Annotated in this window: 9 protein-coding genes and 1 pseudogene; 1 reads left to right on the top strand and 9 read right to left on the bottom strand. The window is 55.8% G+C overall.

Features of this window, described 5'->3' with window-relative positions:
* Window positions 1-70: 70 nt before the first annotated feature.
* The gene (gene aaeX / locus HX884_RS22875) at window positions 71-274 is read right to left on the bottom strand and encodes a p-hydroxybenzoic acid efflux pump operon protein AaeX (RefSeq protein ID WP_003860416.1); all 204 of its coding nucleotides are present in this window, start codon (window positions 272-274) and stop codon (window positions 71-73) included.
* 178 nt (window positions 275-452) lie between these two features.
* Between aaeX and aaeR the strand changes: the two genes are divergently transcribed.
* The gene (gene aaeR, locus HX884_RS22870; protein WP_013098979.1) at window positions 453-1,379 is read left to right on the top strand and encodes an HTH-type transcriptional activator AaeR; all 927 of its coding nucleotides are present in this window, start codon (window positions 453-455) and stop codon (window positions 1,377-1,379) included.
* Window positions 1,380-1,428: 49 nt separating this feature from the next.
* Here the strand turns inward: aaeR and tldD are convergent, their stop codons facing one another.
* The 8 genes and pseudogenes from tldD to HX884_RS22830 form a co-directional block, all read right to left on the bottom strand.
* Window positions 1,429-2,874 (bottom strand): metalloprotease TldD, encoded by a 1,446-nt coding sequence (gene tldD, locus HX884_RS22865; RefSeq protein WP_178328838.1) that lies wholly within the window; start codon window positions 2,872-2,874, stop codon window positions 1,429-1,431.
* Window positions 2,875-2,958: 84 nt separating this feature from the next.
* Complete coding sequence (gene yhdP, locus HX884_RS22860) at window positions 2,959-6,759, bottom strand: AsmA2 domain-containing protein YhdP (protein ID WP_178328837.1); 3,801 nt, start codon at window positions 6,757-6,759, stop codon at window positions 2,959-2,961.
* Between the two features lie 41 nt (window positions 6,760-6,800).
* Window positions 6,801-8,270: a ribonuclease G gene (gene rng, locus HX884_RS22855; RefSeq protein WP_014833490.1), complete on the bottom strand. Its 1,470-nt coding sequence runs from the start codon at window positions 8,268-8,270 to the stop codon at window positions 6,801-6,803.
* Window positions 8,260-8,853: a nucleoside triphosphate pyrophosphatase gene (locus HX884_RS22850; protein WP_038420713.1), complete on the bottom strand. Its 594-nt coding sequence runs from the start codon at window positions 8,851-8,853 to the stop codon at window positions 8,260-8,262. The genes rng and HX884_RS22850 overlap by 11 nt, the downstream gene beginning before the upstream one ends.
* A 9-nt stretch (window positions 8,854-8,862) precedes the next feature.
* On the bottom strand, window positions 8,863-9,351 hold the full coding sequence (gene mreD, locus HX884_RS22845; protein ID WP_013098985.1) for a rod shape-determining protein MreD: 489 nt from the start codon (window positions 9,349-9,351) through the stop codon (window positions 8,863-8,865).
* Window positions 9,351-10,355 (bottom strand): rod shape-determining protein MreC, encoded by a 1,005-nt coding sequence (mreC, locus tag HX884_RS22840; RefSeq protein WP_013098986.1) that lies wholly within the window; start codon window positions 10,353-10,355, stop codon window positions 9,351-9,353. Before mreC ends, mreD begins: the two co-directional genes overlap by 1 nt.
* A gap of 61 nt (window positions 10,356-10,416) precedes the next feature.
* On the bottom strand, window positions 10,417-11,460 hold the full coding sequence (mreB, locus tag HX884_RS22835) for a rod shape-determining protein MreB (protein WP_000913396.1): 1,044 nt from the start codon (window positions 11,458-11,460) through the stop codon (window positions 10,417-10,419).
* Between the two features lie 281 nt (window positions 11,461-11,741).
* Window positions 11,742-12,182 (bottom strand): annotated as a pseudogene (locus HX884_RS22830) (EAL domain-containing protein); the annotation flags it as partial.
* Between the last annotated feature and the right edge of the window lie 48 nt (window positions 12,183-12,230).

The raw sequence follows: 12,230 nt of genomic DNA, 5'->3' as shown, positions 1-12,230 counted from the left end.
TAATCAGCGAGTCAGCTTGGGAAGAAATGACCTGCTTATTCGCACCTTCCTTAGCGTTTTCACATCAACCTCAGACAAACATGCGCGATATCAGGTAGAACAGGCAGCAATACAGCGCGGTATTGAACAATGCAGGGTGCCAGACGAAATCGTAGATCCCGGTAGGAACCAGCACCTTGCGCACCAGCCAGAAGATCGCCAGTGATAAAAGAAGCTCGAAAAATATCGGTGGGAACGACAGACCGAACACCACGATAACGGGAAACAGACTCATGTTGACCTTGATAAGAGAGAGTGCAGGCTTCAGAATTTTTAGCGCACGCCACCGCGGGAGAGCAAGAAACGCCGGGCGAGAATGGCGCAGCCGTTATGTAATTAATAATATATTAACGTAACTGTTATGCTGTTATCTATAATATGTGATCTAAATCACTTTTAAGCCAGAGTGAACAATGGAACGTTTAAAACGCATGTCGGTCTTCGCCAAAGTGGTTGAACTTGGCTCATTTACTGCTGCTGCCCGGCAGTTGCAGATGAGCGTCTCCTCCATCAGTCAGACGGTGTCAAAACTGGAAGATGAACTGCAGGTGAAGCTGCTCAACCGCAGCACCCGCAGTATTGGTCTGACGGAGGCGGGTAAAATTTACTATCAGGGCTGTCGCCGCATGATGCATGAAGTGCAGGATGTTCACGAGCAGCTCTATGCCTTTAACAACACGCCCATCGGGACACTGCGGATTGGCTGTTCTTCAACTATGGCACAAAATGTTCTCGCCGCCATGACCGCAGAGATGCTGAAAGAATATCCGGGATTAACCGTGAATCTGGTTACCGGTATTCCCGCCCCGGACCTGATCGCAGACGGGCTGGATGTGGTGATCCGCGTTGGCGCGCTGCAGGACTCCAGCCTCTTCTCCCGTCGACTCGGGAGTATGCCGATGGTGGTCTGTGCCTCGAAGAGCTATCTGGCGCAGTACGGCGTGCCGGAGAAACCAGCCGATCTCGCCAACCACTCCTGGCTGGAGTACAGCGTCCGCCCCGATAATGAATTTGAACTGATTGCCCCGGAAGGCATTTCTACCCGACTGCTGCCGGAAGGACGGTTTGTCACCAACGACCCGATGACCATCTCGCGCTGGCTGGTGGCGGGCGCCGGGATCGCTTACGTCCCGTTAATGTGGGTGATCAATGAGATCAACAGCGGGGTGCTGGAGATCCTGTTCCCTCGCTACCAGTCCGATCCGCGTCCGGTGTATGCCCTGTATACCGAAAAAGACAAACTGCCGCTTAAGGTGCAGGTGTGCATTAACTATCTGACCGAGTATTTTGTGGAGGTTGCGGAACTGTTTCAGGGCATGCGGGGAAGAAGGAAAGAGTAGGTATTTCCCCCCTCCCCGTTGGGGAGAGGGTTAGGGTGAGGGGAGAAAATTACGCCGTGCCGCCCACCGTGAGGTTATCGACCTTCAGTGTCGGCTGGCCCACGCCCACTGGCAGGCTCTGGCCCTCTTTACCGCAGACGCCCACGCCGTTGTCCAGCTTGAGATCGTTACCGACCATGGAGATCTGCTGCATGACTTCGATACCGGAACCAATCAGCGTCGCGCCTTTCACCGCTTTGGTCACTTTGCCTTTTTCGATCAGATACGCTTCTGACGTAGAGAAGACGAATTTACCGGAGGTGATGTCCACCTGACCACCGCCAAAGTTTGGCGCGAAGATCCCGTAATCAACAGACTCAATGATCTCCTGCGGCGTGGACTGGCCTGGCAGCATGTAGGTGTTGGTCATACGCGGCATCGGCAGATGTGCATAAGATTCACGACGGCCGTTACCCGTTGGCGCCACGCCCATCAGGCGCGCGTTCAGTTTGTCCTGCATATAGCCTTTCAGCACACCGTTTTCGATCAGCACGTTGTACTGACCCGGCGTACCTTCATCATCGATGGAGATAGAGCCACGGCGATCAACCATGGTACCGTCATCCACCACCGTACACAGTTCAGAGGAGACAAGCTGCCCTATCTGACCGCTAAATACGGAGGTACCGCGGCGGTTAAAGTCCCCTTCCAGACCATGCCCCACGGCTTCATGCAGCAGCACGCCCGGCCAGCCAGCGCCCAGTACCACCGGGAATGACCCCGCAGGTGCCGCCACGGCAGAAAGATTGACCATCGCCATACGCACGGCTTCTTTTGCCCACGCGTCCGCACGGGCTTCACCGTCGACGTCACCCAGGAACCAGTCATAACCAAAACGACCACCGCCGCCGCTTGAGCCACGCTCGCGCTTGCCGTCCTCTTCCACCTGCACGCTGATCGAGAGACGCACCAGCGGACGGACATCCGCCGCCAGGGTGCCGTCCGTCGCCGCGACCAGAATCAGTTCATAGACACCGCTCAGGCTGGCAGACACTTCCTGTACGCGTTTATCAGCAGCACGCGCCACTTTGTCCACGCGGCGCAGGATATCCAGCTTCTCTTCACGGCTCATGCTCTGCAGCGGGTCGATGCTGGTGTAGAGCGCAGAATGCTGCACCTCACCCAGCGTTTTAACACGGCCATCGCCTGCGTCACGCACGATGGTACGTGCCGCCTGCGCGCTCTGCTCCAGCGCAGCCAGGCTTATCTGGTCCGCATAGGCAAAACCGGTTTTCTCGCCGCTGATGGCGCGCACGCCAACGCCCTGGTCAATGTTGTAAGAACCATCTTTGATGATGCTGTCTTCTAAAACCCAGGATTCGTGATAGCTCGACTGGAAATAGAGATCGCCGTAGTCGAGACGGCGTTCGGTCAGTTGACCAAGAATGGAGAACAGGTCCTGATGGCTCAGGCCGTTCGCTGCGAGCAAATGTTCACTTACCAGGTTCAGACTCATCGTATTGCTACTCGTTCGTTGCCGCCTGTGGCGGTATAAAGATCGTATTTATTGAGACTGAGGCAATTACCTGCCCACGTCAAATCATTGCTGTGCATCTTTGCGCGGCTGGCGCAGCACTTCATTAATCTGCGGTTTATCCACCGGACCGGTGATGCGGTAGCGCAGAATAGAGACTTTGCTCCACAGCGGCCCCAGCACTTTACTGGCGGCAAACACCGCAGCACCAACAATCGGGTTCACCACAAAGGCGGCTGCCACTCCCACGCTCGCGGAGATTTCTGGCGCCACCACGGCTTCCATATCCAGCTCGCGACGTACAAGGTTAACCGAGCCCTTCATGGCGATATCCGCTTCCAGGCCGTCCACCAGCGTGTCGTCCGTATGCATAACGCCGTCCTTGATCCATGCCGTACTGCGGATGGAATCGTAGTAGAACCCTTCACTGAAGGTATCGCTGAAATCAAAACGCAGCTTACGCAGCAGTGCATCAAAGCTCAGAAGACGCAAGATCTGCCCGGCGCGTCCCGTGCTCACATCGGCAATTTCACCTTTTCCGAAGCGGGTTTTCAGTATGCCGTTAAGCGAGGCCTCATCCGGCTTCCACGGCGCGTCACGCCAGTGAAGATCGTAATCGACGTCAAATGACGAGCCGCGCAGCGGCGTGCTGATACCAAAGAAATTGGCTGCTGCATCCAGTTTGTTACCCTTAATGTCGCCTTTCAGCGAGGTGCGCTGTTCGCCTGGGTTATTCACCCACTCGCCCGCGGCCGTCAGACGACCAAAGCCGGTATCCACCAGCCCGCCCGTGAGGCTCAGCGTGTTGCCCTGAATCGCGAAGTCACCGTCAATGCGGCCATATTTTTGTCCCCACAGCCAGCACTCAGCACAGCGCAGTTGCAGATCCGGCCAGCCGCTGAAGTCCACGCGGGAAGTGTTACTCAACGGCGATGCCGGAGTCGATTGATCTTTCCCGCCCGCCGTTGCCGGGTTGTAGTAGAGATAGCGGATTGCCGCCTGCCACGGGGCGTTATCGCGCATGATCAGGGTGGCGTTGATCTCCCTGCCCTGAGCCTCTACTTTCGAGCCGTTAGCCGTGGGCTGAGAGACGATACTCAGGTTGTTCCACTGTTGCCCACCCAGCATGAGCGACGGTGTGCGCACGGTGACGGTTTGCGGGAACTGCGCCGCCTCATCCACGTTTTGCCCGACGCCTTTCTGAAACAGCGCCAGCCACTGCGCGCCATCCATCGGCGGGAGATTCAGCTCAATACCCTGATGATCCGGAAGCGGAGGCGTGGTTCGGCTGTCCGTCGTCCAGATGGCTTTGTCCAGCGTCAGCTTACGGTTGAGTAGCCAGCGGCTGTTGAAATGATTCGTGCCACCCGCGCTGCCGGTCAGTTCGAAGCTGTTCAGGTTGCCCACGACGTTAAGCGTCACGGGCAGCGCCTGTCCGGCCTGTTTATCCAGCGGTGCAGGCAACTGGCTGCTGAGATTTTTCAGATCGCCAGTAAGGTCGACCTTATACTTTGTACCGGCGTGGTAGGGCAGTTCAATATCCACCTTCCCCTTCCAGGCGGCTGCACCATCAACCGACTCCTGAATGGGTTTCGGCAGTACATCCATCCGCGAGGGATGCCAGTTACCGTCCAGATTGACAGCCACCTGGTAGGCCTTCTCCCCCTCGGTGGTCGAGAAGTCGATGTTGACGGGCTGATTGAACCAGTTGGCTGTGAGCGGCTCACTCTTCAGGTTGCCGTTCACAAAGCTGAACTGCCCGCTGAGGTTCTTCAGCGTACTTTCCAGCGGTTTGATATACAGGCTGTTGTTGTTCAGGCGGACATCACCTTTGGCGGTGGTCATTTCGCCGTCCAGCGGGATATCCAGATGTAAGCGAGCATTCACATCGCCATCAAGCTGGAGTTGCTCAAGCGTGGCAGCCAGCGAAGCTTTCAGCGGCGTCTCTTCAAAATAGGGACCGACCGCCTTGCCCGGCCCGTTGATATCGGCATCAATCAGCAGTTTCTCTTTTGAGTAATCGGGGATAGTTGCCGTCAGGTTGGTGGCCGTCACGCCGCCCAGCGCGACGCTGTCTGACTTCATCCACAACCCGTCATTGAGAAAATTAAGCTCGATATCGAGGTTTTTCAGTGCAGGCCAGCCCGGCTGGAACGCAAAGGTAGCGTTGTGCAACGGCACCAGCACCTGGAACTGACCTTCGTTATGTTTGTATGGGAAAAGATGCGGATTACCGCCATAGGCCAGGGTGGCGTTATCCGCCTGACCGCCCTGGATCGCCCCGCTCAGGTAGTCCACGAGCGCTTTACCCATCAGGTTTTCCGGGAAGTAACGCCAGGCCTGAGAACCGTCGCTGGTGCTGATCCCCGCCAGAATACCCAGCCACGGCTCTTCACCTTCAGGCTTTAAATAGCGGAAATCCCCGCGGGCATGAACCGCTTTGGCTTTCACATCGATATGGCGGCCATCAAGCTGGAAGCCTTTATCATTGCGCAGCCAGTTAAGCACCGCGTTGCCTTTTTCAATTTCCAGAGGTGCCCTGAAGACCGTTTCATAAGGCATTTTGGCGTCATGCATCTCAACGGTCAGCCTGCCGTTCTCAACGCTGCCCTCCAGCTTGCCACTGAAGTTCTCAGCCCCCGGCAGCAGTTTCCACTGTTTCCAGGCCAGATCTTTCCACGTCGCCTGGAAGCGGGTTTTCTCGGTTGCCTGCAGCGGGATATCCAGCGCGAGGGCGTCAATTTCCCCACTTGGCTGCGTTGCCAGCCAAACGTCACCCAAATCCGGAGAGAGCTTCGCTGCCATGGAGCGCAGCCCTTCAATGGCCGCCAAATCGAGATGCGTGGCGCGGATACGCAGCTCATCGCTACGCTTATTATTCGTGCCGCCGACATCCTGCTCAGGCATCCATGCCAGCGTCAGCGCGCCGCGCGGCCAGGGTTTACCGTCCATGGTGATGCGCGTATCCGGGATGGCAAACTGCCAGCCCCCTTTCTCTTTCGTCACATGTGCGGTGAGGTTATCTACGGAGAGTTGATGCTGCTCGCTTTCGCCTTGCCAGCTTGCACCGCCCTGCTTCAGCCAGATATCGCCGCTGTCGAACACGCCTTTCGTCAGGGTCATCCAGCCTTCCAGGCTAAAACGGGCCGTTTCCAGCTGCATATTTTGCTGCAGCCAGTCGCCGAGCCACGGCTTCACATCCACGTCGTCAGCCTGTAGCCACACCTTGCCGTTGTTGAGCAAGCCGTCGTCGTCACGCAGATCCATACGGACCTGCATGACCCCATGCTGGCCGTTCAGGCTGGAGAGGTTCACCTGCCCCTCGGCACGGTGACGCTCTTTGCCGTTAAGCCAGGTCAGTTGCGGGATCTTCAGTTCGGCGCGCTGGCCGGAAAGGGTAATAAAGCTCACTTCGCTGTCGCGCAGATCGAAATGATCGAACTGACGCAGGAAGAGATCGCTCAGGCGGTTGGCTTCAAGGCTCTGCGTGTTATCCCCGCCAGAGATCGGCGTGTTGGTCAAAAACTGAAGCTGATAAAAGGTGAGATCGCGGAACTGCCAGCGCATGTGCAGCAGGCTTTGCCAGACATCCAGTGCCAGGGTCACGCGTTTGATTTTCAGATAGCCGCCATCTTTCAGGCTGGCACTGATGTCCCGGGCATCCAGCGTCGGGCCAAAGTTTTGCCAACTGGCGCTGACCTGGCTTACGTCAACCGGCACACCGGTGGCGGATTCGATCTTCGCCAGCACCTGCGGACGCCAGCTGTCCAGATGCGGTAAAACGAGGCGCAGCCCACTCACGAGCAGCGCGACAATCACGACTAGCGTTGCCCCTGTAAGCAGTAAAATCCCCGGCAATCGCCTCACGCATCTCTCCTTGTCAGCTTTTTCACGCAGCGAACTGCGTCTTACATCATGACGACGTCAAATTGCTCCTGGTTATAGAGCGGCTCAATTTGTACTTTTACCTGTTTGCCGACAAAGATTTCCACTTCCGCCAGCGCGTGCGACTCTTCACCTTTCAGCGCTTCAGCCACCGCAGGGGAAGCATAGACCAGAAAACGATCGGAGTCGTAGGCATGATGAACGCGGACAATTTCACGCATGATCTCATAGCAGACGGTCTCCACCGTCTTTACGGTGCCGCGTCCGTGGCAGGTTGGACACTCGTTACACAGCACATGTTCCACACTTTCACGGGTCCGTTTACGCGTCATTTCCACCAGCCCCAGCTGTGAGAAGCCGTTAATGCTGGTTTTCACGCGATCTTTACTCAGCGCCTGCTCAAGCGAGTGCAGCACACGACGGCGATGGTCTTCATTATTCATATCGATAAAGTCGATGATGATAATGCCACCCAGGTTGCGCAGACGAAGCTGGCGCGCAATGGCCTGTGTCGCTTCAATGTTGGTATTGAAGATAGTGTCATCCAGGTTGCGATGGCCGACAAACGCACCGGTGTTGATGTCCACGGTGGTCATTGCTTCGGTCTGATCGATGATCAGATAACCGCCGGACTTCAGTTCAACCTTGCGCTCCAGCGCACGCTGGATCTCATTTTCGACATCATAGAGATCGAAGATTGGCTGACGCCCGGTGTAATGTTCCAGCAGGCCAGGCATTTCCGGGATGTACTCAGCGGTAAATTCGAGCAGCGCTTCGTAGGTGAGGCGCGAGTCCACGCGGATTCGGTCGAGCTGAGCATCAGCAAAATCACGCAGCACGCGCTGGGCAAGCGCCAGCTCACCGTACAGCTGATAGCGGGTCTGGTTGCGTTTCTTACGCTCCATCACCTTGGTCCAGACGCGCTTCAGGTAAGCCGCATCGGATGCCAGATCCTCTTCGCTAACCCCTTCGGCGGCGGTTCGGATGATAAACCCGCCCTGTTCGTCGCAGTAGGCGCTGACCACTTTCTTAAGGCGCTCGCGCTCGCTTTCACTTTCAATACGCTGGGAAACCCCCACGTGCGACGCGCCGGGCATAAAGACCAGGTAACGGGAAGGTAACGTGATGTCGGTTGTCAGACGGGCGCCTTTGGTGCCAAGGGGGTCTTTCACCACCTGCACCATCAGATCCTGCCCCTGACGCACCAGCTCTGAAATGTCGCGTACGGCAAACTGCTTTTGCTCTTCGCCTGCGACACACTCGGTATGCGGCATGATATCGGAGGCATGTAAAAATGCCGCCTTATCCAGTCCAATATCTACAAAAGCCGCCTGCATACCCGGCAGTACGCGGCTGACACGACCTTTGTAGATATTGCCTACTATTCCGCGTCGCGCTTCACGCTCAATATGAATTTCCTGAAGAATGCCACCATCAATGTAGGCCACACGGGTTTCCGATGGCGTTACGTTTACCAACAATTCAGCCGTCATAATTATCCCTTCCCTCACGCAGTGAGTTAAAATTGCTCAGCAACTCATACGTTTCCACCAGCGGTAAGCCGACTACGGCGTGATAGCTGCCATTTATCTTCCTGACAAAACAGCCACCCAGCCCTTGAATACCGTATGCACCTGCTTTATCCATCGGTTCACCGCTGGCAATATACGCGGCGATCTCGTCGTTGGTCAGTACTCTGAAGGTCACGTCCGTCACCACCAGACAATCCAGCACGTGCTTGCTGTCCGCCAGCGCCACCGCGGTCATCACCTGATGCGTTTGCCCGGACATTTTGTGCAGCATATGTGCTGCATGCTCAGCGTCTCGCGGTTTCTCAAGCACTTCACCGTTAAGGATAACGATGGTATCCGCCCCCAGCACCGGCAGGTCGCGTGGCACGCACGCAACGCCAGCCTGCGCTTTCTCACGCGCCAGGCGAGAAACATACTGCTGAGCACTTTCGCCCTCAGCACGTTTTTCTTCGATGCCGGTAACGATACGTTCAAAAGCGATGCCCAACTGCGTGAGCAACTCCTGACGACGTGGAGAACCGGAGGCAAGATAGATAGACGTCATAGAAACCTTTTACTGCACAGCAAACTGCTGGCGAACCTTACGCATCAGCAGGAACAGCCACGGCCAGAGCACACCGTTGACTACACTACTCCAGAATACTTCGGGTCGGAAAGAGACGTTGATCACTAAAAACTCTGCCCAGAAAACAACGATATCCGCGGCAAGCGACAACAACATCACGACCAGCGCCTGTTGCCAGAGCGCGAGGTTACGAAAGAGCTGGAATTTGAGTGCAACGAGATATGCAATGATGCTCATGGATAACGCACGAACACCCAGCGTTGAGCCACTAATGAGATCCAGTATGGCACCCATTACAAAGCCTGTGCCAACATTTACGCGGTGCGGCAGGGCAAGGATCCAGTAGAGCAAAATGAGCAATACCCAGTTTGGCCGGTAAACAAGAATGTCGTCCGGCCAGGGCATTATCTGCAGCAACAGCGCGATGAGAAACGAGAGCCAGATAACCCAGCGTCCCTGGCTACGATAACTGGCCACTACTGCCCTCCGGATGAGAGTTTAGGCGGTGGCGGCGCATCCGTTATCCCGGTGGCCGGCGCGGGTACTGGCGCAGGTGGTCCCATCGCATCCGGAGCAGGAAGAACCTGCGGCATCATCTGCATCAGGCGCTCATTGGCAACGCGATGCACCTCTTCAGGCGTCATTGGGTTGGCACCGTTACGATCGGCTCCCCACAGCAGCAGCAGGTAGCGAAGACGCTGTAAACCCGCCGTTGGACGCGCCTGAATCACGGTGTAGGCACGCTGCGTATCAAGCTTCACAGAAGAGACAACCGCAACCGGATACCCTTCAGGGAAACGTCCACCCAGACCGGAGGTGACCAGCACGTCGCCCACACGGATATCCGTGTTGGCTGGCAGGTGCTCCAGCTGCAGATCGTCCGTGCAGCCGTTACCCGCCGCAATGACGCGAATATCGTTACGCAGAACCTGAATAGGCAGCGCATGGGTGGCATCGCAGATCAGCAGTACACGGCTGGTCAGTTTGGCGACGGCGACCACCTGGCCCACCACACCTTTATCACTGATAACAGGCTGACCTTCATACACACCATTCACGCTACCTTTGTCGATCACCACCTGATCGCTGTAAGGATCGTTTACGGTGGAGATCACCTGCGTCACCATCTTCTGCTCATCCTGACGCAGCGGCGATCCAAGCAGCTCACGCAGACGCGCATTTTCCTGCTTATATTGCCCTAACATCAGCAGTTCGCTGTTTTTCAGCAGCAGTTCCTGGCGCAATGCCCGGTTTTCAAGTTCGAGTTGGTCACGTGAGGACAGCGTTTGAGAAACGGAGTCGAGCAGTTCACGGGGACCATTGGATATAAAGTAGAAAGGACTGACGGCGGTATCCATGTACGTTCTGATCTGGCTGAACGTACCGAGGCGGCTATCGGCAATAATGACACCAAGCGCAACCAGAACCGCCAGGATCAGGCGAAACTGTAGCGAGGGGCCACGGCTAAAAATTGGCTTCATAGGCTATGCGTATTCTCGTGTCAGAGAGAAAGGGTAGCGATTCGCTACCCTTTCACCATGACTACTCTTCGCTGAACAAGTCGCCGCCGTGCATGTCGATCATTTCCAGCGCCTTGCCACCACCACGGGCGACGCAAGTCAGTGGATCTTCTGCAACTACGACAGGAATACCTGTCTCTTCCATTAACAGGCGGTCGAGGTTACGCAGCAGCGCACCACCACCGGTCAGAACCATACCGCGCTCAGAGATATCGGACGCCAGTTCAGGCGGGCACTGTTCCAGCGCAACCATCACCGCGCTCACGATACCGGTCAGCGGCTCTTGCAGCGCTTCCAGAATTTCGTTGGAGTTCAGGGTAAAGCCGCGTGGCACACCTTCCGCCAGGTTACGGCCGCGCACTTCGATTTCGCGAACTTCATCACCCGGATAAGCAGAACCGATCTCGTGCTTGATGCGCTCAGCGGTCGCTTCACCGATCAGGGAGCCATAGTTACGGCGCACGTAGTTAATGATCGCTTCGTCGAAACGGTCACCACCGATACGCACAGAAGAGGAGTAAACCACGCCGTTCAGGGAAATAACGGCCACTTCAGTGGTACCACCACCGATATCAACCACCATCGAACCGGTAGCTTCAGAAACAGGCAGGCCTGCACCGATAGCCGCAGCCATTGGCTCTTCAATCAGGAACACTTCACGCGCGCCTGCACCCTGAGCAGATTCGCGAATTGCGCGACGTTCTACCTGGGTCGCACCGACCGGCACACAAACCAGCACACGTGGGCTTGGACGCATGAAGCTGTTGCTGTGAACCTGCTTGATGAAGTGCTGAAGCATTTTTTCAGTCACGAAGAAGTCAGCGATAACGCCGTCTTTCATTGGGCGGATCGCGGCGATGTTACCTGGGGTACGACCCAGCATCTGCTTCGCGTCATGACCCACTGCGGCTACGCTTTTCGGCGAGCCGGCACGATCCTGACGAATGGCCACAACAGAAGGCTCATTCAATACGATGCCTTGTCCTTTTACATAAATAAGGGTATTCGCGGTACCCAGGTCAATGGACAGGTCATTGGAAAACATGCCACGAAATTTTTTCAACATACTAAGGGATAATCCTGAAAGCTGGGGCGGAAAACAAAATCCGCTTACTTTACCAACCACACGCAGCAGCGACAAGGCGCAAAAATCACCTGCTGCGGTGAAAATTTGTGCAGTACGTTTCCTTCTGTTACAAATTCTCCCCTGACTCCCTCAGGGCTGAGTACACAGTAGCGTTCCTCACTTTCATTTGTAACCCGCTAAAGGTCGTTCACTGGCTTTTTGCTCGTCATACTCAAAGCTACAGGCGCGATATTCTACGTGAAAACAGCGTAAACGGCAGGTCAAACAGAGTATCTTTGCAAATATTTTTTCACATTGGTGTCAAGCGGCTGAGAGGCGGCAAAAAAATCCCCCTGACCGCCCATCACGCCACGCTCTGTCAACATCTGCCATTCGCCTCTGGAGCGCACGCCCGTGGCAAATACTTGTGTTCGCGTTCCCTTGCACGCTTCCACCAGACTCTGCACCAGCAGCTGGTTTTCCGTGCGCTTTTCAATATTCCTGACCAGCCCCGGATGTAGCTTTAATAATTCCACATCCAGCTCCTTGATCCAGCTGGTACTGACCAGCGTCAGGCCCGCCTGTGTCACCGCCACACGCGCACCCAGCGCATTGATCAAACGTACCACCGGACGTAACCGGCTGATGTGTTGACCAACATCCGCCTCTGCAAGTTCAAAAATAATGTGTTTGCGTTGCGATTTTTCGCATTGCATTAAGGAAGGTGCGAACAAGTTCCTGATATGAGATCATCATATTCATCCGGAGCG

Origin of the sequence: Enterobacter sp. SECR19-1250 (genome assembly GCF_013391025.1) — a bacterium.
Classification (GTDB): Bacteria; Pseudomonadota; Gammaproteobacteria; order Enterobacterales; family Enterobacteriaceae; genus Enterobacter; species Enterobacter cloacae.
This window is presented reverse-complemented; position numbering and strand designations above follow the sequence as displayed.

What these genes read in the sequence shown, in the direction of transcription:
- aaeX (WP_003860416.1), bottom strand. Translation starts at nt 274, where the DNA reads ATGAGTCTGTTTCCCGTTATCGTGGTGTTCGGTCTGTCGTTCCCACCG.
- aaeR (WP_013098979.1), top strand. Translation starts at nt 453, where the DNA reads ATGGAACGTTTAAAACGCATGTCGGTCTTCGCCAAAGTGGTTGAACTT.
- tldD (WP_178328838.1), bottom strand. Translation starts at nt 2,874, where the DNA reads ATGAGTCTGAACCTGGTAAGTGAACATTTGCTCGCAGCGAACGGCCTG.
- rng (WP_014833490.1), bottom strand. Translation starts at nt 8,270, where the DNA reads ATGACGGCTGAATTGTTGGTAAACGTAACGCCATCGGAAACCCGTGTG.
- HX884_RS22850 (WP_038420713.1), bottom strand. Translation starts at nt 8,853, where the DNA reads ATGACGTCTATCTATCTTGCCTCCGGTTCTCCACGTCGTCAGGAGTTG.
- mreC (WP_013098986.1), bottom strand. Translation starts at nt 10,355, where the DNA reads ATGAAGCCAATTTTTAGCCGTGGCCCCTCGCTACAGTTTCGCCTGATC.
- mreB (WP_000913396.1), bottom strand. Translation starts at nt 11,460, where the DNA reads ATGTTGAAAAAATTTCGTGGCATGTTTTCCAATGACCTGTCCATTGAC.